General features: G+C 45.2%; 23 protein-coding genes. 18 read left to right on the forward strand and 5 right to left on the reverse strand.

Going from position 1 to position 25,673, the window contains the following annotated elements; all coding sequences use genetic code 11:
• The first annotated feature begins 219 nt into the window (after window positions 1-219).
• The 3 genes from MD588_RS06315 (at window position 220) to MD588_RS06325 (ending at window position 2,427) form a co-directional block, all read left to right on the forward strand.
• The gene (locus MD588_RS06315; protein WP_265696171.1) at window positions 220-597 is read left to right on the forward strand and encodes a SpoIIAA family protein; all 378 of its coding nucleotides are present in this window, start codon (window positions 220-222) and stop codon (window positions 595-597) included.
• Between the two features lie 157 nt (window positions 598-754).
• The gene (locus MD588_RS06320; RefSeq protein WP_265696172.1) at window positions 755-1,423 is read left to right on the forward strand and encodes an outer membrane protein; all 669 of its coding nucleotides are present in this window, start codon (window positions 755-757) and stop codon (window positions 1,421-1,423) included.
• A gap of 128 nt (window positions 1,424-1,551) precedes the next feature.
• Window positions 1,552-2,427 carry a 6-carboxytetrahydropterin synthase gene (locus MD588_RS06325; RefSeq protein ID WP_265696173.1) on the forward strand — a complete coding sequence of 292 codons (876 nt, stop codon included), beginning with the start codon at window positions 1,552-1,554 and terminating at the stop codon, window positions 2,425-2,427.
• An 84-nt stretch (window positions 2,428-2,511) separates the two neighbouring features.
• On the opposite strand, the gene MD588_RS06330 is transcribed toward MD588_RS06325, so the two are convergent.
• Window positions 2,512-3,015 (reverse strand): DUF3016 domain-containing protein, encoded by a 504-nt coding sequence (locus MD588_RS06330; protein WP_265696175.1) that lies wholly within the window; start codon window positions 3,013-3,015, stop codon window positions 2,512-2,514.
• 313 nt (window positions 3,016-3,328) lie between these two features.
• Here MD588_RS06330 and MD588_RS06335 point away from each other — a divergent pair, with 313 nt between their 5' ends.
• Together MD588_RS06335 and MD588_RS06340 are read left to right on the forward strand one after the other, a co-directional pair.
• Window positions 3,329-4,672: a DUF3943 domain-containing protein gene (locus MD588_RS06335; RefSeq protein WP_265696176.1), complete on the forward strand. Its 1,344-nt coding sequence runs from the start codon at window positions 3,329-3,331 to the stop codon at window positions 4,670-4,672.
• 278 nt (window positions 4,673-4,950) lie between these two features.
• On the forward strand, window positions 4,951-6,123 hold the full coding sequence (locus tag MD588_RS06340; protein ID WP_265696177.1) for an MFS transporter: 1,173 nt from the start codon (window positions 4,951-4,953) through the stop codon (window positions 6,121-6,123).
• A 78-nt stretch (window positions 6,124-6,201) separates the two neighbouring features.
• Here the strand turns inward: MD588_RS06340 and MD588_RS06345 are convergent, their stop codons facing one another.
• A complete protein-coding gene (locus MD588_RS06345) occupies window positions 6,202-8,118 on the reverse strand; it encodes an ATP-dependent zinc protease family protein (protein WP_265696178.1) in 1,917 nt (638 codons plus the stop codon).
• A gap of 268 nt (window positions 8,119-8,386) precedes the next feature.
• On the reverse strand, window positions 8,387-9,646 hold the full coding sequence (lhgO, locus tag MD588_RS06350) for an L-2-hydroxyglutarate oxidase (protein WP_265696180.1): 1,260 nt from the start codon (window positions 9,644-9,646) through the stop codon (window positions 8,387-8,389).
• Window positions 9,647-10,088: 442 nt separating this feature from the next.
• Between lhgO and MD588_RS06355 the strand changes: the two genes are divergently transcribed.
• The 11 genes from MD588_RS06355 to moeB all read left to right on the forward strand — a co-directional run bounded on the left by MD588_RS06355 (window position 10,089) and on the right by moeB (window position 20,197).
• Window positions 10,089-10,466: a RidA family protein gene (locus MD588_RS06355; RefSeq protein ID WP_265696181.1), complete on the forward strand. Its 378-nt coding sequence runs from the start codon at window positions 10,089-10,091 to the stop codon at window positions 10,464-10,466.
• Window positions 10,467-11,096: 630 nt separating this feature from the next.
• A complete protein-coding gene (locus MD588_RS06360) occupies window positions 11,097-12,389 on the forward strand; it encodes an SLC5/6 family protein (RefSeq protein WP_407676556.1) in 1,293 nt (430 codons plus the stop codon).
• 749 nt (window positions 12,390-13,138) lie between these two features.
• A complete protein-coding gene (locus MD588_RS06365) occupies window positions 13,139-14,737 on the forward strand; it encodes an ABC-F family ATP-binding cassette domain-containing protein (RefSeq protein WP_265696182.1) in 1,599 nt (532 codons plus the stop codon).
• Between the two features lie 101 nt (window positions 14,738-14,838).
• Complete coding sequence (locus MD588_RS06370) at window positions 14,839-15,039, forward strand: hypothetical protein (protein ID WP_265696184.1); 201 nt, start codon at window positions 14,839-14,841, stop codon at window positions 15,037-15,039.
• 131 nt (window positions 15,040-15,170) lie between these two features.
• Entirely contained in the window at window positions 15,171-15,461 is a 291-nt protein-coding gene (locus MD588_RS06375; protein ID WP_265696186.1) for a DUF3303 domain-containing protein, read from the forward strand.
• A gap of 154 nt (window positions 15,462-15,615) precedes the next feature.
• Window positions 15,616-16,035 (forward strand): GFA family protein, encoded by a 420-nt coding sequence (locus MD588_RS06380; protein WP_265696187.1) that lies wholly within the window; start codon window positions 15,616-15,618, stop codon window positions 16,033-16,035.
• 214 nt (window positions 16,036-16,249) lie between these two features.
• A complete protein-coding gene (locus MD588_RS06385; protein ID WP_265696188.1) occupies window positions 16,250-16,414 on the forward strand; it encodes a hypothetical protein in 165 nt (54 codons plus the stop codon).
• 127 nt (window positions 16,415-16,541) lie between these two features.
• A complete protein-coding gene (locus MD588_RS06390; RefSeq protein ID WP_265696189.1) occupies window positions 16,542-17,264 on the forward strand; it encodes a hypothetical protein in 723 nt (240 codons plus the stop codon).
• 164 nt (window positions 17,265-17,428) lie between these two features.
• Window positions 17,429-18,334: a PLP-dependent cysteine synthase family protein gene (locus tag MD588_RS06395; RefSeq protein WP_265696190.1), complete on the forward strand. Its 906-nt coding sequence runs from the start codon at window positions 17,429-17,431 to the stop codon at window positions 18,332-18,334.
• Window positions 18,318-18,767: a M67 family metallopeptidase gene (locus MD588_RS06400; protein ID WP_265696191.1), complete on the forward strand. Its 450-nt coding sequence runs from the start codon at window positions 18,318-18,320 to the stop codon at window positions 18,765-18,767. The genes MD588_RS06395 and MD588_RS06400 overlap by 17 nt, the downstream gene beginning before the upstream one ends.
• An 8-nt stretch (window positions 18,768-18,775) precedes the next feature.
• On the forward strand, window positions 18,776-20,197 hold the full coding sequence (moeB, locus tag MD588_RS06405; RefSeq protein ID WP_265696193.1) for a molybdopterin-synthase adenylyltransferase MoeB: 1,422 nt from the start codon (window positions 18,776-18,778) through the stop codon (window positions 20,195-20,197).
• Between the two features lie 175 nt (window positions 20,198-20,372).
• Here the strand turns inward: moeB and MD588_RS06410 are convergent, their stop codons facing one another.
• On the reverse strand, window positions 20,373-21,686 hold the full coding sequence (locus MD588_RS06410; RefSeq protein WP_265696194.1) for an anaerobic C4-dicarboxylate transporter family protein: 1,314 nt from the start codon (window positions 21,684-21,686) through the stop codon (window positions 20,373-20,375).
• Between the two features lie 570 nt (window positions 21,687-22,256).
• Between MD588_RS06410 and MD588_RS06415 the strand changes: the two genes are divergently transcribed.
• A complete protein-coding gene (locus MD588_RS06415; protein WP_265696195.1) occupies window positions 22,257-22,442 on the forward strand; it encodes a hypothetical protein in 186 nt (61 codons plus the stop codon).
• Between the two features lie 96 nt (window positions 22,443-22,538).
• Here the strand turns inward: MD588_RS06415 and MD588_RS06420 are convergent, their stop codons facing one another.
• Window positions 22,539-23,066, reverse strand: a complete 528-nt coding sequence (locus tag MD588_RS06420; protein WP_265696196.1) for an RNA methyltransferase — start codon at window positions 23,064-23,066, stop codon at window positions 22,539-22,541.
• A 233-nt stretch (window positions 23,067-23,299) separates the two neighbouring features.
• On the opposite strand from MD588_RS06420, the gene MD588_RS06425 reads away from it, so the two are divergent.
• On the forward strand, window positions 23,300-25,669 hold the full coding sequence (locus tag MD588_RS06425) for a Lon protease family protein (RefSeq protein WP_265696197.1): 2,370 nt from the start codon (window positions 23,300-23,302) through the stop codon (window positions 25,667-25,669).
• Window positions 25,670-25,673: the final 4 nt, after the last annotated feature.

A 25,673-nucleotide genomic window follows, 5' to 3' on the forward strand; every position in this document is an offset into this window, starting at 1 on the left:
TTTATTCTGTTGTTTACCTGAAAAGTATTATATTTAGACTTTCCAAATTTGGCTATGTACGAAAAGCGGCATGCAGCAGTCGCTAGTTGTTAAAACCATCGGTATTGAGTGACCTTATCAGGTTATAACCAACTAAACTTTAATCATAAATAGAGAGTTTGTCTGGATTCTGGTTGAACTCGGAAGTCGTTGAATGGCGACCAGATCTGAGGAGGTATTATGAGCTACGTACATGGAATCTCGGTGGATGTGGATCGTGTCGATGGCAATATTTTCATGGAGTGTACTGCGATGGGGACACTTACCCATGCTGATTACGAAAAAATAATGCCACTGCTTGACGAGGCATTGGAAGGAGTAGAAGAGCCTGTTGTTAATGTGTATGTCGATGGGGCTGAGTTTAAGGGGTGGGAATTGCAGGCGGCTTGGGATGAGATAAATTTAGGATGGAAACACGGAAAGAAATTGAACAAAGTCGCTTTCTATGGAAATAGCCATTGGCAGGAAGTGATGTCTCGGGTGGGTAATTGGTTTGTCTCTGGAGAGTTCAGGTATTTTGACGAGCCGCTGGATGCACTTACCTGGTTGAGAGATTAGAGCAGAGCTTTTGTCCGAATTTGTATTATGGTATTGAAATGGCTAATGAATTAGAATCAAATAACTGCTTTTGTTTAATCTGACGCATATGTCACTTCGTCATATTATATTTAATCAAATGCCAACACACCTTAATAACAATTCGAACAGGTTGAAAATGGACAAAACTAACAAGGTAGTTGCTTTACTGGCCGCACTATTGCCTTTAACCAGTATGGCCGAGGCTAAAAGTATCAGTGAGAATACGAAGCCAACTGAAGCCCCAATGAGGTATTTTGTGGGGATCAAGGGAGGCTTCAGTCAGGTTAGTAACTCGGATCGTGTTCAGTTGAGCAATGGCGATAAGCTTGAGGCTTCGACAACGGATCACGAAGGTTTCGCAGGGCTGGATATTGGTATCTATACACCAGGTGGGCACAGTCGTGTGTACTACAGTTACGAACGACATACGTCGGAAAGTATGTTTAGTGGGACACCTGCGTATGAGACAACAGCAAATATGAATTTGCTAAGTGCTGACTACCTTTTCCGCCATCAGGATTCCGTCACGCCATTTGTTGGCTTGCACATTGGTTACGCCAGTGTTGAACCTGAATCCAGTTTTCCTGATGGATTTGAAGTCAGCGGTGTTGTGTTTGGGTTACAAGCCGGAATTGGTTGGACGGTGACGGAGCAGTTTGGATTCGATCTTGGTATGCGTCATTCGATATTGCCTTCTGATATCAAAACCTGGGACGGTGTCGATAATGATGGCAATAGCGTGACGTTTGAGTCTCAGCAAAACGGTGTAACCTCTTTTTATGCCAGTGTTAACTATCGCTTCTAAACTCCTCTGAATGGTTGTGATGACGGTGTCGGTGTACGGGAGGGTCACTGCATCGGTTTACTCAGCGTTTCAGCTGCGTATAATGCCCTGCTAGTTTAACGACAACCATTATCAGTAAGGACTTCAGTTTGAAGCTATTTGTCAGAGATCTTACCGTCATCGATGCCTCTTTCCTTTGCGAAAAGCGAGGTATGGTGGGAGAAAGTTGGATTCTCGATGTGGTGATGTCGGGTGAGCTGAATGAAATGAGCATGGTGCTAGATTTCAGCCGAGTCAAAAAGCAAATCAAACAGCTGGTGGATGAGTACGTCGATCATCGCCTGATTGTGCCGACTCAGAGCTCCCGTATTCATGTTGCCGAAAGCAAGCCGGGTTACGCGACTGTCGACTTAATGCGTAACGATAAAAGTATCCACTTAAATTGCCCGGATCAGGCTTATTGTTTTATTGAAGATGATACGGTAACAATCGAATCTGTTACTCAGCATCTGTATCAGGTTCTCGATGGTAAGCTACCGGAAAACGTGCAGGGGTTGGAGCTAAAATTGCGCCACGAGACAATTGACGGTGCTTTTTATCATTACACTCATGGCCTTAAAAAGCATGATGGCAACTGTCAGCGGATTGCCCATGGCCACCGTTCGCCGGTTGAGCTGTTTGTTGATGGCGAGCGAGATGCTGAGCTAGAGCAACAGTGGGCAGAGCGCTGGCAAGATATCTATTTGGGCAGCCGTGAAGATGAAGTGGCATTGTCTGAACTGAATCTGAGTGAGCATGCTGCGAGCATCTCTGATTTAAGCCACTATGGTTTCCGTTACACGGCTCCTCAGGGGGAGTTTGAATTGGCTATCGCGCGCTCTGAAACTGAAGTGCTGAATACTGACACAACGGTTGAATTGTTGGCACATTATATTGCTGATCAAGTCAGTCCGCAGGTGACAGGTAAATCGCTCGAAGTGGTGGCGTATGAAGGTGTCGGCAAAGGTGCCATGGCCTCTAAATAACCTTTCAGTAATTAAGATAAAGCCCTTTATTTTCAAGGGCTTTATAATACCAATTTACCTAAGTTTCTGACCATTCTCTTTTCTTCACTGTTTAAGTGTTTTTTGTGCCCAGTCACGAATAAGTTGTTTTTCGTAAATAAGCACTTTGTCTTTGTGCATGCCAAAGACACTTGCCTGATAATTCAAGTCGGTCAACCTTACCAAATCTGATTTGATAACTTCCTCATTTAGCATGATCTGATATTTGAAAGTGATGGCCGGAGGGGTTACGGATGTCAGGATCCTAAATGGCTGCCCTGTTGTTGAGCTGAAGCGGGTATCTCCGGCCAAATCAAGGTCAATAACCTTAACTGTCAGTTTCTGCTTCGGTTTGAGGTATACGCTGGCCATGTCACTAAATTGCTCGCTAAGAATTTCGAATACCCGCTTCTGATACCGTGCTTGACTACCACTTGTTGTTCTGACATCCCGGTAGGTTTCTGGGCTAACCCAAGTTACCGACACCAGCGATATATCAATGGTTTCATCAGCTACCGAGGCAACACTGCACGAGAGAAGGATAGCTGTGAGCCAGATAGGAAGTTTCATGGGTGAGAGTCTCCGTAGGTACAGATATCTAAACTGGCTTGATATATGCCAAGAAATTGGCTTAACCCGCGCTTATCTTGGCAAATAATAGTCTTTATTCTTATCACTAAGTTTATCAAACGCTACAGTATCCGTGTGTTGCAATGCATTGGTTGCCTGAGGACTGTTTTATTTATGCTGTAAGTAAAAATATAAATATTTTCATGAACTATACTTATTCGGATGAATTTAAGAAATAACCATTTTAATAATAATGACTTATCGACATTGGTAATTCTCAGGCTTTGCCCAAAAGAAGGGAGACGAACCATTAATGCGCTGCCACTATGACAAATCTTTGTTGTTTGCTGCCATGCTGGCTGTAGGCCCGGGTTTAGCTGAAGAAAGTGAGCAAGGCTTCTCATCGGAACACTACAGTAACTCAAGTTGGGAAGATCTGGTTAAGCCAGACGATGTCTACGACTCCCCTTTTACAGTGTCGCTTTTTTCGGCTCCAAACGGAGAAGACAAGGATCGCCTGTGGTCTCAAACTAAATCGGTCGCATGGTATGGCGTCGGGGTTGCCGGATTTATTGCCTTGCTTCCCGAGGATATATCGAACTGGGATAAAAGTGACGATCGCCTGTTGGAGAAGTGGTGGGACAATGTCAGCGATGGGCCGGTTTGGGACAGAGATGCTTGGTATATTAACTATATCGGACATCCCTATTTCGGCGGTGTCTACTATCAGGTTGCTCGAAAGTCTGGCTATCGCCAGTGGGATGCTTTTGTTTATTCCTTTCTGATGTCTACCTTTTATTGGGAGTATGGCCTTGAGGCATTTGCCGAAGTTCCTGCTATTCAGGATTTAGTGGTTACGCCTGCATTGGGTTGGGTGTATGGTGAGTGGGCATTCAACAAGGAGCGGGAAATAATCCAGCGGGGCGGGAAAGTATGGGGGTCTTCGGCAGTAGGAGATGTTGCCTTATTTGCTCTGGATCCGGTAGACAGCATTGGTCGTGGTATCAACAACCTTATGGGGCGTGATGTTATCAAGGCAGGGACAGGGTATGTTGGTCTCCAGGATGTAAAGTTACCCAACGGAGAGGTGGACACCCAGTTCAAGGTTAATCTGAACTATACCATTGGTGAAGGTGAAACCAGCCCGGCAGTAAAGCGTCGCAGGGACTATTCGGCAACCTCAGTATCTAATGATCCTGTCGATTTTGGTATTGTCGGTATCTCGATAGGAGGCCGCTATTTAGATCTTGATGATGCATGGAATCTTGAAAATAGCTGGGCACCAACGATGAGCCTCGGTGTTTATTTTACGCCTCAGTTTTCGTCACGTCTGAATTATACCCGTGTAGATACCGAAGAGGTCGATTCCGACAATGACGTGAAGTATGAAAACTATAGTTTTGATATTCAATACTATTTTAACAGTGAGGATGTGTTGAGGCCTTACGTTAATCTTGGGATTGGAGAAACCCAGCTAGATCAAAAGCGTTCAAGCAAGGTTTTCCAGGTCAATGGTGGTCTGGGGCTACATTACCAATTTGATGAGAATTGGGCTGTTCTCGTCGATTGGTACCATTATTACAGTACGAGCCGCTCAACAAATGACGATCAATTTTCCGGTCAGTTGGTGTATCGCTTTGGTTTGGGTGAGCGGTAACAGACGTTACTGTAATCCAATACCGCCACTCTATTTGCGCCATATGAGGAGTGGCCTACTATTGATTTTAAATCCCGGTTCATACTCGCCACAGAAGTCTCTCCGTTTATTACAGCACATTGATAAATAATCTTATTTTTGAATCGACAATTCGGTTCTGGCTGTGTAGTGTCAATTTTCAAATTAGCTATATGATGATCTGATATATACCTTGTCTGCTAGCTAGGCCTTGATTTGAAGGGCTTAAGCTCTTCGCATTACATTATTATCGGAGTTTTATGAAACCTTTGCCATGGAACGCTTGGTTGCTGGCTTTTGTACAGCCTTTTGTTTTATCCGTCGGGGCACTGAACGTATTTCTCGGCGGGATTGTTGGAGCTCAGTTACATCCGAACCCTGAACTGGCGACACTACCGGTGACGGCCCTGATCATTGGCGTTTCGTTAAACATTTTCCCTGCCGCTAAGATCCAGGATAAGTTCGGCCGGAAGAATGCCTTTATAACGGCTGCTATTATCAGTAGCGGAGTCGCTTTTGCTGCCGGTTTGGCGATTGAACAAGAGTCATTCTGGGGCTTCTCGTTGTGCTGCTTCCTGTTGGGAACCCAGCTAGCCTACGTCGGGCAGTATCGATTTGCTGCGATCGAAAGCTGTACTAATGCCAGCCAGCATCCGAGTGTGATTAGCATGGTACTTGTCGGGGGAATTGCCGCTGCGGTGGTCGGCCCGGAGCTGCTCAATGTCGGTCAGTTTATTCCGTTTTTTACTTCTGAATACGCCAACGCATATAGTGCATTGGGATTAATTGAACTAGTGGGTGCGTCGATATTGCTGGTAGGAATGAAACCTATCCACATCAGGGAAGACAGTACAGCAGACGAGAGCAATCGTCCTTTCTCTGAGGTGCTAAAACAGCCTCTGCTTTGGCTGGCTATTGGCTCCGGCCTTACGGCTTATGCCGTGATGGCTTTTCTGATGACGGCCACGCCGCTGGCGATGCAGCATCATGGCCATGATATCCAAAGTGCGAAGTGGGTGATCCAGAGCCACGTTATGGCGATGTACCTGCCTTCACTTATTACCCCGCTGCTTATCCGATGGTTTGGGACGTACCGTCTGATTTATGTGGGTTGTATGGTGATGATTAGCTGCATCGTTATCGGTCTCCTCGGACAGAGTGTATACAGCTATTGGTGGGCACTCGTTATGTTAGGGATCGGTTGGAATTTCTTGTTTATCAGTGGCACAACCTTGTTACCGAGTACTTACCGGGCCAATGAACGCTTCAAAGTTCAGGCGATCAATGACTTTTCGATTACCGGTTTTCAGGCGACGGGCTCTCTTGGGGCCGGTATGGTGTTGTTTACGCAGGGGTGGAGTTGGATGTTAGTCGCATCAATTTTCCCGGTGGTAACCTTGCTGCTGCTCAGTTTGGTGGTGACAAAACGCTAAGTGCTTTTGGTCTTGAGGGGTATCAGGTCTTAGATTATCAGGTATAGAAAAGGAGTGCTTTTGCACTCCTTCATTTTTCTAGTTACCCGTCAGAATAAACGTTTGGTCACTGCTAACGACAATATCGTTTTTAAGGAAGTTTTGACCCAGGATCATGCTGTAATGAAAGCGACTTCGGTCGCGCAGGTTTACCGCTACCAGTTTGTCGATATCGCCTAGCTTAACCTCCATCTCCACGACGGGACGAACGTTAGAAGGCTCTCCCGGTCTCGCTTTGATCTTCATTTCATCAATAACCTGGCGGCTGAAAGCCTGTTCAACACCGTCAGAGTTGGTATATACGAAGTTCACCCATTTCTGTCCGTTCTTGCTGAAGTACTCGATGTCATGGGCATTGATCGAGCTTACGTCGGCACCGGTATCAAGCTTTACCGGGAAAGACATCCCCTCGACGTTAGCCTGTTCGATATAGCCGGCTTTTACTGGGAGGCTTTTATTACTCAAGTTGCTTGTCCGGGTGTTTACCAGCAGCGAACCGTAAACGAAGTTGGGACCGACGACAAAAATAGCCTGCTCGCCGTCTTTCTCTTTAAGTTCTTCTAATGCTACCTCTTTGATTAATTTCGAAGAGGGCAGAGTAATGTTTGACTCCACAATTGGTCGAACGACATCTCCCACTCTGATCTTGCGCTTTATACGTTTATTGAATACATGGGCATTACCCTCAATATCGTTCACGGTATATTGTACAAACCGACCATCATCCGTTTTTGTTTCGCTGATGCTGGTTACTTTTAACAGTGGAGTTTTGATATTCGTCGAAGGTGTAGTTGCTATAGCTGCACCATCAAGAATGAACTGCTCGTCGCTACTCATCATAATGGATGTCTCATCGTTTGGTCGGTCGCTGAGCACTTGCAGTGGTTTGTTGCTTAGCTCGCTTTGGCTAAGATCGACAGTAAAATGCTGGTTTAATGCCTCTGTGCCTAAGCGCAGTTGGGTACTATTTTTCGAGCGGTCACGTAAGTAGACCAAAACATGTTCATCGAACATTTGCTTGTCATGTTCGTTGTCGGTTTTCTCTTCATCAGACTGGTTGGTTACACCAAGCTGGATAGGAATGTAAACTAAAGGGCGTTGGCTATCCTTAAATTTCAGCATTCGAACAAGTGGTAATGTCATCTTTTGACGCTGGCCATTACTACCTTCGAGGGTGAAATTAACTTGTTTCCCCTGCTCGTCGACCAAAATGTCGAGGGCATGCAAGCTACTGTAGCGATTGGTAAAAGAAAGGCTAACATCGACTGGAACCTGAGCAACCAGTGCTTGTTCCCTGCGGCCAATAATTTGGGCATCAGACTGTTGCTGGAGGAAATCATAGCCAGCATCTACCCACGCTGTATTCCGTAGGAAGGTTTTGCCAACCAAAATCGGATAGGAGAACCGACTGCGATCTGTCAGGTTGACCTCGGTGCGAACAGTTTGATTGGCAATTTGGAGATCCAGTTCTACGACAGGGCGGTGCAAGTGGCCTTCACCACGGCTTTTGATCAGTGCCAAGCGAAACAAGGGGAGCGTCATAGCCACTGTTTCACCGCTATATGGATGGATGAGATCAAAGCTCACCATAATATCGGTTTTGTCTTCACGATCCCTAAGCTTCGTTGAGGTAAGGGCATCAAACTCATCGGCAATAGCCTTTAGTAACTCATCACCAGAAAGATCGGCAAAGATAGGATCTGTTGCCGTGATCTTGATATTTTCTGCATGAATAGAGGTCGAATCTGCCCCCGTATCAATCTTGGCTGGAATGCCAATTCCCGCTATCTCTTCTATTCCTGGAAAGTACACATTTTCTGTCCGACCTAGTACTACCTTGTCATCAATTATGGTTCGCTCTGTAAGCGCCCCTCCTTGAGAGAGGGGGGAGGCAAGGCAAGAAAATGATGTCGTGATACATAAACACAGAACTGTGAATATTCGGGAAAAAAACATGAGTCTCCTTTAAGGCGAAATGCTGAAAGTGAATGGGTGATATAGCGACTTGGGTATAGTACTTGTTGTCACATTTCAGCGCGGGAGTTTGTTACAAAAATTCAGTTCAGGTTCAGCCTTTTTTACAGCAAAAGCTGGCTTGGGCTGGTGGTATTAACACCAGTAATAATGCCTATTACGGGATTTTTAGCGCGTATAAGCCCAGAGTAAAAACGCGCGATATATCGCGCGTGTCCATTTCGAGTTTAGGGGGAGTGTAAACGGCCAGCTATGCTGGTTCGGAGGCTGGTTTTGAGTGATTGATGATTTTGACCAAAGCATGCTTTTGAGCCACTTTATTACAGATATATTCACCGATTGGAATAGCTGATGTTGCAGCTGGTGAAGGCGCATTACAGACATGCAGGCTACGCGGGCTTTCTGCAAACAAGAAGTCATGAACCAGGCTACCGTCTTTCATAACGGCTTGTGCCCGGATCCCGGCAGGGTAAGGCTCAAGGTCACGGGCTTTGATTTGCGGACAGTATTTATTGACCAGCTTGAGATATCCGGGCTTCCACCAAGAGTTTTTGGTCTCGATCAGACCGGTTTTAAGGTGCTTGGCGGTCACTTTCCAGAACCCGCTGAACTGCACCATATCTTTGATGTCTTTCAGGCTGATATTGATCCACCCGTAACCTTCTCGCTTCCAGCCCTGCACCGCGTTGGGGCCGACAGTGACAGAGCCGTCGATCATCCGTGTCAGGTGAACACCAAGGAAAGGAAGATCAGGATCCGGTATCGGGTAGATCAGGTGGTTAACGATTTGGTTGTATTTTGGGGCAAGGCGATAGTATTCACCGCGGTAGGGAATGATCTGAAAATCGGTCTGAATATCAAGCATTTTAGTCAGTCGATCGGCCATCAAGCCGGCACAAGAGATCAAGAAGCGACAGTTTAGCTGAAAAGCTTGGTTATCGCTCTTGCAGCTAACTGAGATTTGATCGTCGGTTTCAGAAAGTGCGACGACTTCGGATCTGCGTGCGATTTCGCCGCCCATCCGGATAAGCTCTTCGGCCATTTTTTCGGTAACCTGACGGTAGTCAACAATACTGGTCGATTTAACGAGGATCGCTCCGAGTCCGGTAATATTAGGTTCTTTTTCGGCTAATGCGGTTTGATCAAGCAGCTCCACGTCGATTTCGTTTTGTTGGCAGCGGTCATACAATGCCTGCATACGCTCAAGCTCTTGCTCGTCGGTTGCAACCAGCAGTTTGCCACAGTTCTCGACTGGAATATGGTGTTTTTGGCAGAATTCGAGGGTGCGCTTAACCCCGGCCTTGCAGAAGTTAGCCTTTAGGCTGCCAGGGGTATAATAGACACCAGCGTGTATTACACCGCTATTATGGCCGGTTTGATGACGGGAAAGGCTATCTTCTTTTTCTATCACCAAAATGGATTTGTCAGGATAGCGTTGTTGCAGTTGCCAAGCGGTTGAAATACCGACAATACCGCCGCCGACAACAATGTAATCGTAGATTTTACTCACTGACTGAATACTCCCTATTGGCTCTATACCCAAGTAACCTTGTCCCAAGCCCGTTGATGCTGCTCAGAATTCTGTATCTTGAGGCCACTTGGGTATAGAGTGTAGTGACTCCATATATAACCAAGATTAAACCTAATGTGGCAACTAAGCCATGAAGGAACAAATTAATTTTTCATTTGGAATAACCATCAATGGGCTCAATCAGTGCAAGCATATAATGGTGGCCTGCACCTGATTCGTTAATTGAACAGAATTACCCTTCAAAAACGTGATATCGATAACAAACTTACAGCTGATGGTTAATAAAGAGAATTATTTTCTAATAATGAGTAATTTGCTGGTAATTATAGTGAAGGATTTCCCCTGCTTAAGTCGTATATTGTGCTCACAATATTAATAGCGGGAAAACTGCTGTTATCTCAATTCGTAAAAGTAGGACATCATGGTAGAAACAGTTAACACAGATAAAGCACCGGCTGCGGTTGGCCCGTATGTACAAGCTAAGAAATTTGGCAATATGCTATACACTTCTGGCCAGTTACCTATAAACCCAGAAACAGGGAAAATGCCGGAAGAGGTTGCGGAACAGGCGAAGCAATCACTAGCAAATGTCGAAGCAATTGTTAATGCCGCAGGTTTGGCAAAATCAGATATCGTTAAAGCGACAGTCTTTGTTAAAGATCTAAATGATTTTGGCACTGTTAATGAGGTTTATGCGACCTTCTTTGGTGATAACTGTCCGGCAAGAAGCTGTGTTGAAGTTGCGCGCCTTCCTCTGGATGCCAAAGTAGAAATTGAAGTTATTGCTGTTACCCAATAAGATTATCAATCTAATCATTTGTAAGCCCGCATTTTGCGGGATTTTTTTTGCCTTTATTTCATAAAAACAAAAATTAAGTTTTTAAATGTGTCTATTATTTAACCTTGTATTTAATGCGTTTTTAATCATTCCCTTCAAAAGATGCTTATAGCTGATTAATAAAAATTAATATCTTTATTAACTGTTGTTAATGCTAACTAATGTATTAATAAATTTGTGACAGTTATCTTATTTTTAAGATGGTTTGGTGATGTTCATTATTATGTGGTTTTTTTGTTTTTTTGAATTAGATCATAGGTTTTTCATGATAAAGTAAACACAAAACTAATCCAAATCAAACGGGAGAAAATTATTTTGTGCGTGAATGTTTTGAGAGGGAAAATATTCTATTTGATGTGCTTTGCAGTAGAATTTTGCAATTTTTTTCTCTTCTTCAGAGCGTATGCTTCCAATCAATGTCAAGCCAAGATGTAGAAAAGATAAAAACGCCTTTGGTGAAATGCTGTGGCGGTGTTAATTGTTTTGGTTTGATGTAAATAATAATGAAAAATCTTACCAATTAATTCCTACAAAATATTGGAGCACAATAATATGAGTGAGCAACTCAATGCAGGTACGACTGTTATAGATATGGGGAGACCCGAGTTACATAAAAAAGCCAATATGACAGAGGTCGAATGGAAGGAAGCGATTAAGTTTGACAGTGTTGATATTGGCTGGGTTGTTATGAGTATCGGCATGGCAATTGGAGCCGGAATCGTATTTCTTCCAGTTCAAGTGGGTGTCATGGGACTGTGGGTATTCCTGCTTTCTTCTGTTATTGGCTATCCGGCGATGTACCTTTTTCAAAAACTGTTTATTAATACGCTAGCGGAGTCTAAAGAGTGTACGGATTATCCTGGGGTGATTACGGGGTATTTAGGAAAAAACTGGGGTATGGCTTTAGGCGCTTTATACTTTGTAATGCTGGTAATATGGGTATTAGTCTATTCCCTCGCCGTAACTAATGATAGTGCTTCTTATCTTCACTCTTTTGGCGTAACTGAAGGCCATTTGAATGACAACGTATTTTATGGCCTTGCTCTTATTTGTGTATTGTCATTTATTGGCTCTAAAGGTGAAAAGCTGTTATTCAAACTCTCAGGATTTATGGCTGTTACTGTTTTATCCCTGGTTGCTGTTATGGGGGTATTGTTGATTGCTCGTTGGGATATGACGAATATTCCTCAGATGGGTGAATGGGGCTCAATGCTCAAAGATGCAATTATCACTCTGCCGTTTACTTTGACTTCTATTCTTTTTATCCAGTCACTAAGCCCAATGGTTATCTCATACCGTTCTCATGAAAAATCCATTGAGGTAGCTCGCTATAAAGCATCGCGAGCGATGAGAATAGCTTTTGCAATTTTGTTTGTCATTGTATTCTTCTTCGCAGTGTCTTTTACCTTTGCCATTAGCCAGGAGCAGGCAACGGAAGCGATGAACAAGAACATCTCTGCTCTGGCTATTATTGCACATTACTTCCCTGGCAGTTGGGCGACAATTGCGGGTATCGTGATTAATATTTTTGCTGTTGTGACTTCGTTCTTTGGTGTATTCCTAGCCTTTAAAGAAGCCTGTACGGGTCTGTGTATGAATATGCTTCTTCGCAAATACAAAGAGTCGCAGATTGACAAAGCGCTTGTAAACAAGCTGGTGACCGTATTTATCATCTTACTGGCATGGGGCGCGATAGCGATTAATGCGCCAATTCTATCTTTCACTTCTATCTGTAGTCCTGTCTTTGGCTTAGTTGGTTGTTTGATCCCTGCATATTTAGTGTACAAGGTTCCTCATTTGGCTAAGTATAAAGGTATGGCAACTAACATGATCATTGTTACTGGTATCCTGCTTTGTATTTCACCAGTACTAGCATTTATCTAATTGCCCCAAAAATATAAAGCAGCTTTTAGAAAGCGACCGGAAGGTCGCTTTTTTACTTTTTATCGACTTAGCTGGCTCAGGGCTACTCTCCACCTGTGTCGCTGCTTCTGTACAGGCCATATGGATACCTCTTTGGTTGTTGTGGCTATGATTAGGGACACACCCTAATCTCCCGATTCCCACTTGCTAGAATTTGATACTTGAATAATGCACCACACTCGAAATACCCAATGTGTGGAGGCTGTATTATGAATAAATGGCTGCGCTATTTCATTATGGCGATGATGGGCTTGTTGGTGTCGAGAGTGGTTATTACTATGGTGCTTAATCTTGGTGGCTAAGCAACGGAGAACTTTGTCTTAATTGCAAGTGAGCGATATACCTGGAGAAGTACGAACAAGTATGGGTGCATCTCATATTTACTTCGCTGCTAAACGTGATTTGGCTATTGTTTTTAGTCTATCAGCAGTTGAAGTCGGGATCTTTTAGCGTATAAAATATCCCCACCATTTCATGAGGAGTTTACGCCACGATGAACAACTAACACCTGACATCCATTCAATTATCTTTTTTTGGACTCTCAGGGTTAGTGGGCGTAACTTCGTCTTCTTTATTTTCTGTATTGCTCTTGGCCTACTTTTGGGCAAGCGGCGTACACGAATAAACGTCATTTCAATATCATTCAGGCTACGAGCCTGATGTACCGAAGATATTTGCCTGTTGCCCCTGATATTATTTCAGGAGGTTTAATGACCTTACATTATTCGCCAATATTGGCGCAGTCACTTTCAGTATTTCATGATAATGGCGAAACGCTGTTTACTGATGTTAGTTTCTCATTGGAGCACCAGATTACGGGGCTAGTAGGGCGAAATGGATCCGGTAAGTCAGTACTTGCTAATGTACTGCTCCGGCAGAAAACACCCGATGCCGGTAACGTAGTCTGTCAGGCTCGTGTCGGTTTTTTGCCACAGCTGACTCGTAACCGAGCACTGCAGGAGCAAGGTTCGATTGCGTCATTTCTTTCTGTTGAAGAAAAGCTCCGAGCACTCCGACGGATTGAAAATGGCAGCATCGATCAACAGGATTTTGATCTAGTTGCCGACGACTGGGGCGCTTGGGATGCGCTGTGCCTTCAGTTAGACGAAATGAACATTCCTGCAGATCCCCTCATGCCATGTTATCGCTTAAGTGGCGGGGAGCTAACGAGACTGATGCTTTGGCAACTGTTTAATGGTGACTATGATTTCTTGATCCTTGATGAACCCTCTAATCACCTGGATAGAGCTGGCCGGAAATGGCTACTAGAACAGATGCGACGCTTTGATGGCGGGATCTTGCTGATCAGCCACGATCGGTTATTGCTTGAGTGTGTCGCTTGCATTATGGAGCTGACGGCCAAGGGCATTCGGCATTATGGTGGTAATTACTCTCTCTACAGCCAACAGAAAGAGCTGCAACAAGTGGCGCTTGATAGGTCTGTGGCCGATGCAGAGAGGCAGGTACGCCAGATAAAAAAACAGCAGCAGCGAAGCATCGAGAAAGCCCAGAAACGTGCAACCCACGGGAACAAAGCCCGTCGAGATGGCAGTCAGCCTAAAATACTGCTTGATGCGATGAAGGATTCTGCGCAGCGAACAGCTTCAGCTCGAAAGGTACAGTTTGAGCAGCAGTTGTCTAAGGCTGAGAAAAAAGCTGCTGATCTGAAAGATCAACAATATCGTTTTAAATCACAGCAACTCATGATTAATGAGTCGGACAAGCGGCACTCTAGTGTGCTTGCTTTGCTCGCCGTTCAATTACGCTATGGCTTCAGCAAAGAGATTAACTTTAGCATGCAATACGGAGACCGAGTGCATTTAACCGGTAATAACGGTTGCGGCAAATCAACCTTATTGAAAGCAATAATGGGAAACCAGCAGCCTAATTCTGGACAAGTTCTTTGTAAAGTGGAGCTATGTTATCTGGATCAGCATTTTAGTCTGCTGGATGATCAACAAACGGTACTGGAAAATTTGCAACAGTTATGCCCGGATTATTCTCAGTCTGAGTTGCGTACCATGGCGGCTGGAGTGGGATTTCGACGTGAACGGGTGAATTTGTCTGTAGCTTTGCTGAGTGGTGGTGAAAAAATGAAAATAGCTCTGCTGGTGGTGAGCCACCAATATGGAGAGACGTTATTGTTGCTTGATGAGCCTGATAACCATCTTGATATTGAGTCAAAGCAGATGTTGGCACAGGCGCTAAGTGGTCATATGGGGGGAATGGTGCTGATCAGTCATGATGATGCTTTTGTTGCCGAGGTAGGTATTAACCGTACCTTGATGTTAGGAGTTGAGCCAGGGTAAGCAGTCAACGCATACAGTTTCGTGAGACAGCAATATTTTGTGAGATGTATGCGCTTATACTGAACAGATGAAAGCATAGCGCGATGATAGCGAGGTCTTGGATGTTAAAGAAAATACGTGAGTTAGACTTCTTTAAGCTCTTTGGTTTGATTGCGGTATATTTCACCCTTTCCTTATTAACCTATCGTTTGCTGAAGCGGTTTGGGCACAGTGACGATGTGTTACTGTTGCTGGGTATCGCTTCGGTGATAATCACTGCGCTATTGTTTGTGGCGGTATTTGCCATGAGGAAAAAGAAATAGGAACAATAAAGGGCCAATATTGGCCCTTTGTCATTGAGTACTACTTTAGCTTGGATACGTTGATCTAGTTGCCTGTCGTTACATGCTTATTTATCTATACTTAACCTCAGTGTTTAAACGAGGTAATGACAATGACTTTTTTAATCACGTGGCAGTTACACCAAGGTAAGCTGCATCCGACGTTGGCACACTTTTCCCAACTCTCCGAAGAGCAGGATAAAGCCATGATGGGAGAAAACGTCAAAATGATCGGGCGCTGGCATGATTTGGTCAGTGGTACCGGTGTGGCGATTTGCGAGTCAGACAGTATCGAGGCCGTTTCAGCCTATGCACTTAAATGGAATAATGATATGGACATTTCCTTACAGGTTGTGGTCGATGATGCTGAAGCCCGCAAGCTAGGAAGCCGACTATTAGTTTGATTTAGGTACACACCTCAGGCAGTGTCGAGATATGTCGGCATTGCTTATATCTGCTTCCTGTCACGGTTTTCCACTCTAAGTGTTGGAATAATATGGCTGTGTATTTATACAGTTATTGGTTAAAGAACATTCATAACATCACAAGGAGAGAACGATGGCAGAACAACACCCGGTGAGCGGTAGTTGCCTTTGCAGCAAAGTAACAATTCAGGCTAAAGCGGCTGATCTTCATGTCGGTGCATGCCACTGCGGGATGTGTCGAAAATGGGGAAGCGGACCTTTTTTGGCTGTCGATGGTGGTACAGAAGTGGCTATCGAAGGTGAAGAGTATGTGAGCCGCTATGCTTCCTCAGAGTGGGCTGAGCGCGCGTTTTGTAAAGCGTGCGGTAGCCATTTGTTTTATCTGCTTAAGGACAGCGGCCAGCACATTATTTCGGCAGGCCTTCTGGATCAGCAGGAAAAGATGGTAATGGATCACCAAATCTTTATCGACAAGAAGCCTGAGTATTATGACTTTAGCAACAAGACTGAGAATTTGACGGAAGCAGAAGTGTTCGCAAAATATGCGCCTTAGCTGTCTGGGTTCTGTTATGAGCGCTGGGATCCAGCGCTATTTTTGACTGACTATCAGTTTGTTACTCTGTCATCTTGTTGGTTCAATACGTTGGCGAACTTGTTTCAACCCAATATTATTTTCCTCTTCACTCCTTATGTTTCTTTACAGTAAAAAACACTGTTTTTCATGGTGCCGTGTAATCTTTCTGCATTTGATAGGCCGTGAGAACGTAATGAGCCAATCTGAAAGTATCACAAAATCGAGTAAAGGCATGTTTACCAAGAGCTTGGTAGCCACTTTTGCCGTGATAGCCGGAGCTAGTTATGCCATTGTTGATAATTACTACTACAAGAAAAAAGGTGATAAGTACACGTATGTCGAATCGCCTCGCTGGTAATGGTGAAAAAAGCTAACTCATTAAAATGTAACAATTAAGCGTCTATACTATATGTATTCCACATCCCAATTTAGTTTTACTCTCCGAATGGTTTAGGCATCGTTGTATTGATAAGAGGGATTGAATCATGCTCGATTTTGCAAATAGCCAAGCATTGAAAAGTAAACAGGCCAAGGCTACTGCGGCATCCAATATCATCAAGAATGTGATTCTGGCTGATCTTAATGAGCTGTACTCACCGGCCGAAATTGAAATATTGCAACAGGCTCAGCAGCTGATCGAAGATGGGAAAGGCCGGATACAGCACTTGAAGGAAAAGCGACGGGGAGAAGAAAAGCTTCGTGAAGCTGCCGAAGCCAAGGTGCATGACAAAGCCTTTCAAATTGCTTTGTCAGCTCTCGACGGAATGAGCCTGGCTGAGCTCTATCAGCTCAACGTGTGTTTCTCATTCCAGCACTCCGCCATTAATGAGCTAATTGCAGATTACGATCACCAGCATTATCTGGCGACGGTGCAGAGCTGGCTTGATGCAGACGTGGCAACCGATGTGTATGTCGATCAGTCTCCAGAAGAAGCCAGAGAGGAGTGGATGTCTGGCATTGCGGAAGCAGCGGTTGAGATAATTAGCTGGCCTTGTTTGAAGTATCACCGGGACTATCAAGAATCGCCTGGGCAATATATAGCCCCGGTCGGCATCCCCGATGACTTCCCTCAGGCCATTTATAGTGAGACCAGAGAAAATAACCTGCATCGTTTGACAGCGCCTTGCTTAGAGGTGATTCGCGCAATTAAGGTCTATGAGGAAAACGAAGAAAAGGTTCGGTTGATTTTAAGCAAGCTGGGGCAATAACTTCCATAAACTCGCGTAAATTCGCTCTGAATCCTGCATTTTGAGGTCGCTTGGGTATAGATTACTAATCGTTACACTATCGGCTGTAGTTTGGGGTATGGCTATGTATCAACTATCTTAAATGAGTACCAGTATCATTTAGTCACCCGTCAAGGAGTGAGGCCATGAACCTGTTGGATCTGGTCGGCAATACCCCACTGATCGATCTGAGTTTTTTGTATCCTAATCACCCTGGTCTTCAACTTTTTGCTAAAGCGGAGTGGATGAATCCCGGTGGCTCTTTGAAAGATCGGCCAGTTAAACAGATGTTGTGCTCGGCTGTTGAGCAAGAGCGCCTAATACCTGGCAAGATTATTTTGGATTCGAGCAGCGGCAATGCGGGGATTTCCTATTCAATGATAGGTGCTGCGATGGGGTATGACGTTACCATCGTTATTCCGGGCAATGCGAGTCAGGAACGGAAGTTACGCTTGATTGCACACGGAGCTACACTGGTTGAAACAGATGCGCTGGAAGGATACGACGAAGCGTTACGTCATGTTCATTTCATGTATGAAGCAGCGCCTGAGAAGTATTTCTTTTGTGATCAGTATACAAACACTGAAAACATCAATGCGCATTACTTTGGTACTGCCGCAGAGCTTATTGAACAGGTTCCTTGCCCAATTACACATTTTGTTGGCGGTGTAGGAACGGGGGGCTCGCTGACTGGCATCGCTCGCCGTTTAAAAGAAAACTATCCAGATGTGAAAATTATTGCGGTCCGGCCAGAGCGTTGGCCGGGAATCGAGGGCTTGAAGCCACTGGGTGAGCCTGAAGACATTGTGCCAAAAATTTTTGAGGCCGAATATGTTGATCAATGGGTTGATGTGTCGGCCGATGAAGCCAAAGGCTGTTGCCTGAAGTTAGCTCATTACGGCTACTTTGTCGGTCAATCTTCAGGCGCCTATCTTGCTGCTTGTAACAAAGTGGCGACACGACTGACAGAGGGAACGATCACCACACTGCTTTGTGATCTTGGTGAACGTTATTTTAGTGCGGGGCTTTGGGCACATGGCAATTCATGTTAGCGATAAAATTATCGCACAAATTATTGAGCAGGCCGAACACAGCTACCCGCATGAATGTTGTGGCTTCATTATTGGCACTGTTTTAAATGAATTGGAAGTAAAAGCTCAGAGCAAAGCAAGTTACTACCAGCCATGTTTGAATCAAAAATCAGATAACCGCGAGCGACGTTTTCTGATTGATCCTGTTTCGTATCAGGATGCTGAAGACAAAGCTGATAACGAAGGCTTATCTATTGTCAGCATTGTGCATTCGCATCCCGATCACCCAGATATTCCTTCAGAATTTGACCGTATTCATGCCTGGCCAGGACTCAGTTATATCATTGTATCCGTGCAAAATCGCAAAGCCACAGGTTATCGCTCATGGCGACTAACAGATGATCGTCAGTGTTTTGAACAGGAGCGGCTTTGTATCGAAAGGACGGAGACTTAGGCATTGTTATGAAAACCTTAATCAAGATCCCGTCACCTTTACGGCGTTTTACTCATCAGGCTAGCCAAGTTGAAGTTGAGGCTGAAACCGTCTCTGAAGCCATGACTCGACTTTGTGAACTACACCCTGATCTCCAGCTTCAGCTGTTTGATGAGCAAGGACAGTTAAGAAATTTTGTCAATATCTTTCACGACCGGGTAGATATCAAACAGCAACAAGGCTTGGCAACAGCACTGAACGATGGCTGTGAGCTTCGCATCGTTCCTGCCATTGCCGGAGGTATCGACCTGTTACCCCAACTCTCTCCCCAAGAAATCAGTCGCTATAGCCGTCATATCATGCTGCCGGAGCTGGGAATGGAAGGGCAACAAAAACTAAAAGCGGCCAAAGTCCTTATTGTCGGGGCGGGGGGGCTCGGATCACCGCTCTGCTTTTACCTTGTGGCTGCTGGGGTCGGCACGATTGGCTTGATAGACCACGACACCGTTGATGAAACCAATCTACAAAGGCAAATCCTGTTTACTCTCGATGATGTTGGCAAATCTAAAGTGAAGTGTGCCAAGGAACGTTTGCTGGCACTGAATACAGATTTGAATATTACATGTTATCCGGAGTTGCTATCCTCGGCGAATGCATTGGACATTATCAAAGACTATGACTTGGTGATTGACGGGACGGATAATTTCCCAACCCGTTATCTCGTGAATGATGCATGTGTGCTGCTTAACAAGCCCAACATTTATGGCAGCATTTTCCGCTTTGACGGACAGGCGACGGTATTTAATTATCAAGGCGGGCCTTGTTATCGCTGCCTTTATCCTGAGCCCCCGCCCCCGGGACTGGTGCCATCCTGTGCCGAGGGTGGGGTGCTGGGGGTACTGCCGGCTCTTGTTGCCAGTATCCAGGCCACTGAAGCGATAAAAATGATCACCGGCGCGGGGACAACGTTAAGCGGACGATTATTGACATATGATGCATTAGGACTCAGTTTTGAAGAGCTTAGCATCCAAAGAGACCCCCAATGTTGCCTGTGCGGAAGCTCACCAACTATTACTCAGTTGATTGATTATCAACAGTTTTGTGGTATTCCCGCCACCCCAGCCGAGGTTCCCTTCAAAGAGATTACAGCCAGGGAGTTACAGCAACAGCTGACAAGTAAAGAGCCGCTTATTCTGATTGATGTCAGAGAGCCTTATGAGCGTGAAATTTGCAGTATTGCCGGAAGTCGCCATATGCCAATGAACTCAATCGCTGAGCATCTCGACGAATTTAGCCAGGAACAAACCTTGGTTTTTCACTGTAAGGTTGGCGGACGATCAGCGAAAGTATGCCAGTTATTTATTGATAACGGATTTACCAATGTTATTAATTTAAGAGGTGGGATACTAGCGTGGATAGAGGATGTTGATGCTACGCTGATGAAATACTAGCAAAGTGGAAATAATCATTTGTGCAATTTACAAACAAGGCGCGGTATATGCTGTTATGTTGAATAAGCCACGAACGATTGGCATTTATGGTTCTGATTAAAAAGCCCTACGGGTGTAGGGCTTTGACAATACACTTATTATCTACTTCGATGCTAAATCGATTTGATAATATGATTTACAGCACGATACCGGCAAATAGGAAACCAAACATAATACTGAAGACCATGCTCAGTAGGCCCGGGATCATGAAGCTGTGGTTAAAGATGAACTTACCAATATTCGTGGTACCTGTGCGGTCAAAGTCGATTGACGCGATAATTGGGCCATAGTTAGGAATAAAGAAGTAACCGTTAACCGCAACAAAGGTGGCAATAATTACTGTTGGCGGTAGGCCAAGCGCAATCGCAACAGGGATAAGAACCGCTGTAGTCGCGCCTTGGCTGTTTACCATGACTGATAGGGCAAATAGTGCAAAGGCAAATGTCCATGGTGCCACTTCTACCAAGCCGGCAACCGCTTCTTTAACCATTGGGCCATGACCACCGATGAAGGTGTCGCCAAGCCATGCAATACCGAAGATAGCAACGATAGCACGCATACCAGCATGGAATACTGAACCTTGAGTAATAGCGTAGCCATCTGGCTTACAGATTAGGATAATCAGAGCGGCAACAGAAAGCATCACGATTTCAATAGTGTGTGCCATACCCATGGCTACACCGTCAAAGCTAGGACGCAGTGATGGGAATGCACCCATAACCACAACCATCAAAGAACCAAACAAGAACAGTGAAACTGCTTTTTTGGCTTCTGGTTTGACAATCAGTTCTTCTACCTTCACTTCCTCTTCCATTTCCTTACGGAAAGCAGGATCTTTCATGCGGCGCTGGTATTCAGGATCGTCTTTTAGCTCTTTACCCAGCTTGTTCACGATGACACAAGCAGCGGTTAAGCCCAGGCTGGTACCAGGAATGGTAACCAGCAGCACATCGGCAAGAGTGATGCCTTGAGGTTCAAGGAAAGCAACCAAAGCAACAACGGCAGCGGCAATCGGGCTTGCCACAATAGCGAACTGAGAGGCAATAACAGCCATACTCATTGGACGTTCAGGACGGATACCGCTGCGGCGGCTTACTTCTGCAATAACAGGCAGAACGGAATAAGCAACGTGTCCTGTACCTGCCATCATGGTAAATACATAGGTCACTACCGGCGCGATAAAGGTAATATACTTAGGATTTTTGCGCAGGATATTTGTTGCAATCTTGATAAGAAAATCAAGACCACCAGCCGCTTGCATTGATGCTGCCGCTGCCACAACTGCCATGATCATTAACATAACGTTAATCGGTGGGCTAGTTGGCTGCATACCGAAGATAAAGCTTAAGACAGCTAGACCAACCCCCCCCATGACACCAAGACCAATACCCCCGATTCGGGCACCGATCAAAATACACACAAGCACAATCATAAATTCAATAAAAAACACATCAATCTCCCTGATGACAACGTTTAAAAGCATTATTTCTACTGGTTGCACATGGTAGTGATTTCACAATTTAAAAACCAAACATTCATCACACAAAAGGCAAATAACCACTTAATTACAGAGGTTATTTTGAGTGTAAAAAGAAAGTTGTTAATGCTGGGTGGGTGGTTGTTTTGTTTTAATTAAATCATTGTTTGTTATTGTTTTTAATTCATTTTTGCTGATTAACATATGTGAGATAAATAATGGCGTGTTTTTACGAATTGTTGACGACAAGTATTAGTTAGTTCCTCGGCCATTATGAGCCGGAATTAACCGCTGTATTTATTTCTGAGCATCCTGAAAACCGACATGGTTGTGCAAAGATTTCCCCCTGTTTATTTTGCTGAAGCTTAGCAACACAAAAGGTGAACTTTTTTTACACTTGGTTACATTTGATCTTGATCAATGTCTCGATAAATCTGCTGAGGTTATAAAGATGTAAACAAAAGGAACGATAAAAGTGCTGATCAAAGGGATCAGTAGAGGTGAAGCGCTGCATGAGTGGCGCAATAAAAGAGAGGTAAGTATATGGAATTATTACCGAACTGCTATACGGATCTTTGCGTGAATGGGAAGTGGTTTCACTATGACCATGGCGATACTTCTGTGTATATGCTCAACGGCGGTAGCCCTGTCACCTTTGAATTAGGTGGACAACCTACAACGGAATCTGAACTAGAAGAGTATCTGCGTACAATTTCCTCTTCGCTTTAATGAAACAGGCCAGGTTTAAATGGATGAATATCCCTCAAAAGCTTGGCCCGCATATTTTTATATCTTGATTAACCTTAACTAAATAAGAGAGCAAAGTTATTCTGCAGGTGTAACCTGAGTCTTTACGACCAGTTTATTGCGATTATCTCGGCTTTGGCGGATTAGCTCGTCGCCGAGGACGACATCACTCGACTTGGCCAGGCGGTCATACAGCAGTACATTGACTGTCGCGGCTAGGTTCATACAACCGACGGTTGGCACATAAACCACAGCATGGGCTCGATCGACAACATCTTGAGAAATCGTACCGTCTTCAGGACCAAACACATACATTGCAACATCCGGGTGCTCGAAGGCCGGCAGCGGTATTGCGCCCTCAGCCAGTTCAACGCAGACAATTTTGGTTTCTGCAGGCAGATCATCGAGCAATGACTCTACCCCTGTCAGCGGGATCTTGCGCGACATGCTTTTGGTATCTGTGTGAAATTTGGCTGCACGGTCATAACGCTCACCAGTATAGGAGACCGAGTCGACGCGATAACACCCTGCGGCACGCATAACGGCACCGACATTCGTAGGGCTTTTCGGGTTACTTAATCCAATACTGACTCGGCTGTTTTTCATCGATGTTATCCATTGACCTGATAATTGAGCGCGGCATTTTATCAGAGTGTCATACCAAGCGACAGCAAAGAGGAGCGGTTTAACTGGCCCTGCCGTTACAAAGTTATTGCTCATAAAACCAGCAAAAAACTGCCAACTTGCGTCGTTCCCCCCTAAACTGAAGCTAAGTCACTAAAATATAATAATTTACTGTCTACACTGATGGTATTACGTGTCATATAAGAGGGAACTATATGCCAATTAAACCTCTAAGCAGTGACAAGCTGTATCGAGCATCAGAATTAAATGGGCTGGCGGCTGACTGTAAGTCGACCAAGCACCTGACTCCGCTGGACGAGATCGTTGGGCAGGAAAGGGCACAGCAAGCTGTTGAGTTTGCAATGTCGATCAAAGAGAAGGGTTATAACATCTATGCTATCGGTCGTAACGGACTTGGTAAGCGTACGATGGTACTGCGTTATTTAAACCGTCATGATCCTAATGGAAACGGTGAGCCGTTGTACGACTGGTGCTATGTTGCGAATTTTGAAGAAACGCGAAGCCCGAAAGTTCTGAAGCTGCCAGCGGGAACGGGGCATCAGTTCAAGAAAGAGATCGAAAAGCTGATGCTACGGCTGGTGAAGGCGTTGCCGTTGGCCTTTGATAACGAAATGTATTTCAGTCGCTCTGAAACGTTAAAAAACCAGCTGTCGCAAAAACAGGAAAGCGCGTTGCTGACGTTGACCAATGAAGCAAAAGAGAAGAGCGTAAGCCTGTCGCTGACCACGCAGGGTGACTACCAGTTGGTCGCCCTAAATGGTGAGGAGCCTCATACTGAAGAGACATTTGCCAAGCTGACTGAGGAAGAGCAGCAGCAGTTTGAAGATACGATCAACGAGCTGGAGAAAAAGCTTCGTGGCATCGTTCGTCAGCTAACCGAGCTGGAAGAAGAGTTTTCCGACAAAATTCAGAAGCTGAACGAAGAAGTGGCGCTGGATGTCGTGGTGCACTTTATTAAGCCGATTAAAGAGGCTTACCGTAGTCAGTCCGAGGTGAAGGCCTATCTGACTGCAATGCAGAAAGATATTCTCGATAACCTGGATATTTTCCTCGAAGAGAGCGAAGAGCAGGTCGCACTGGCTTATGCCGCGCTGGACAAGAAAATGCCCCGTCGCTACCAGGTGAATGTCTTGGTTAATCAGCCCGATCAGAAGTTTCCGATCGTGGTTGAGGACAGCCCGAATTACCATTCCATTTTCGGCTATGTCGAGAACGCGACCTACAAGGGAACGGTGTTTACTGACTTCTCCCTGATCCGTCCGGGTAGCCTGCACCGTGCCAATGGCGGTGTCTTGCTGATGGATGCGGTGAAAGTGTTGGAGCGTCCTTTTGTCTGGGATGGACTGAAGCGCGCGCTTCGAGCCCGCAAGTTGAATGTCAGCTCGCTGGAACGGGAAGTGACGCTTTCCGGGACGATTTCATTGGAACCGGAAGATATCCCGCTGAATGTGAAGATCATTTTGTTTGGTGATTATCAGACCTACCAGCTGCTGCAGCATTATGATCCGGATTTCAGCGAGTTGTTCCGGGTAACTGCTGATTTTGAAGATGAGATGCCGCGTACCGACGAATCAGAAGTCCAGTATGCCCGTTTCATATCCAGCATCGTCAACGATAGTGGTATGCTGCACTGCGATCGGAAGGCGATTGCCAGGATCATTGAGTACAGCTCGAGACAAGCGGACGATCAGAACAAATTGTCACTGCACTCCGCAGATATTGCCAATCTGCTCCGCGAATCCAATTATGTGGCAAAGGCATCGAAAGCGACGATGATCCGTGCCAATCATGTAGAACAGGCGTTGCTGAGCCAGGAAAAAAGGGTCAGCCGATTAAGAGATCATGTGATGCATACTTTCACCAATGGCACGACACTGATTGATACCCAGGGTGAAGCGGTTGGTCAGATCAATGGACTGTCGGTGATTTCTACCTCCGATTACCAGTTTGGCTCACCGAACCGTATCACCGCGACAACGGCCTTTGGTGACGGGGAGGTGTTTGATATCGAACGCAAGGTCAAGCTGGGTGGCAGCATCCACTCGAAAGGGGTAATGATCCTGTCGGCCTATCTGGCTTCGATATTTGGTAAGACCAAGACCATCCCGTTGACCACGCATCTGACATTCGAACAGTCATACGGTGGGGTTGATGGCGACAGTGCATCAATGGCAGAGCTATGTGCGATTGTCTCGGCGTTCTCAAACAATCCGCTACGTCAGGATGTCGCGATCACCGGTTCAATGAACCAATTCGGTGAAGCGCAGCCTATCGGTGGGGTAAACGAGAAGATTGAAGGCTTCTTTGATGTCTGTGCCATTAAGGGGCGCCAGCCGACACAGGGGGTGATTATTCCTAAGTCCAATGCGCATAACCTGATGTTACGCAAAGATGTGGTAGAAGCCATTGAAAAGGGCGAGTTCCATATTTGGGTGATTGATCACGTGACGGAAGCGATTGAAATTTTAACCGGTAAGCCCGCCGGTTTATGGTCAGATGAAAGCGGATACCCGCTTGACTCTATCTTTGGCCAGGCCCAGGCGAAGCTGAACGGACTTCGTTAATCGT

Source organism: Photobacterium obscurum (assembly GCF_026191635.1).
GTDB classification, from domain to species: domain Bacteria; phylum Pseudomonadota; class Gammaproteobacteria; order Enterobacterales; family Vibrionaceae; genus Photobacterium; species Photobacterium obscurum.

Coding starts and splice junctions, on each gene's coding strand:
- MD588_RS06315 (WP_265696171.1), top strand. CDS start 220: ATGAGCTACGTACATGGAATCTCGGTGGATGTGGATCGTGTCGATGGC.
- MD588_RS06320 (WP_265696172.1), top strand. CDS start 755: ATGGACAAAACTAACAAGGTAGTTGCTTTACTGGCCGCACTATTGCCT.
- MD588_RS06330 (WP_265696175.1), bottom strand. CDS start 3,015: ATGAAACTTCCTATCTGGCTCACAGCTATCCTTCTCTCGTGCAGTGTT.
- MD588_RS06335 (WP_265696176.1), top strand. CDS start 3,329: ATGCGCTGCCACTATGACAAATCTTTGTTGTTTGCTGCCATGCTGGCT.
- MD588_RS06340 (WP_265696177.1), top strand. CDS start 4,951: ATGAAACCTTTGCCATGGAACGCTTGGTTGCTGGCTTTTGTACAGCCT.
- MD588_RS06345 (WP_265696178.1), bottom strand. CDS start 8,118: ATGTTTTTTTCCCGAATATTCACAGTTCTGTGTTTATGTATCACGACA.
- MD588_RS06355 (WP_265696181.1), top strand. CDS start 10,089: ATGGTAGAAACAGTTAACACAGATAAAGCACCGGCTGCGGTTGGCCCG.
- MD588_RS06360 (WP_407676556.1), top strand. CDS start 11,097: ATGGGGAGACCCGAGTTACATAAAAAAGCCAATATGACAGAGGTCGAA.
- MD588_RS06365 (WP_265696182.1), top strand. CDS start 13,139: ATGACCTTACATTATTCGCCAATATTGGCGCAGTCACTTTCAGTATTT.
- MD588_RS06370 (WP_265696184.1), top strand. CDS start 14,839: ATGTTAAAGAAAATACGTGAGTTAGACTTCTTTAAGCTCTTTGGTTTG.
- MD588_RS06375 (WP_265696186.1), top strand. CDS start 15,171: ATGACTTTTTTAATCACGTGGCAGTTACACCAAGGTAAGCTGCATCCG.
- MD588_RS06380 (WP_265696187.1), top strand. CDS start 15,616: ATGGCAGAACAACACCCGGTGAGCGGTAGTTGCCTTTGCAGCAAAGTA.
- MD588_RS06385 (WP_265696188.1), top strand. CDS start 16,250: ATGAGCCAATCTGAAAGTATCACAAAATCGAGTAAAGGCATGTTTACC.
- MD588_RS06390 (WP_265696189.1), top strand. CDS start 16,542: ATGCTCGATTTTGCAAATAGCCAAGCATTGAAAAGTAAACAGGCCAAG.
- MD588_RS06395 (WP_265696190.1), top strand. CDS start 17,429: ATGAACCTGTTGGATCTGGTCGGCAATACCCCACTGATCGATCTGAGT.
- MD588_RS06400 (WP_265696191.1), top strand. CDS start 18,318: ATGGCAATTCATGTTAGCGATAAAATTATCGCACAAATTATTGAGCAG.
- moeB (WP_265696193.1), top strand. CDS start 18,776: ATGAAAACCTTAATCAAGATCCCGTCACCTTTACGGCGTTTTACTCAT.
- MD588_RS06415 (WP_265696195.1), top strand. CDS start 22,257: ATGGAATTATTACCGAACTGCTATACGGATCTTTGCGTGAATGGGAAG.
- MD588_RS06420 (WP_265696196.1), bottom strand. CDS start 23,066: ATGAAAAACAGCCGAGTCAGTATTGGATTAAGTAACCCGAAAAGCCCT.
- MD588_RS06425 (WP_265696197.1), top strand. CDS start 23,300: ATGCCAATTAAACCTCTAAGCAGTGACAAGCTGTATCGAGCATCAGAA.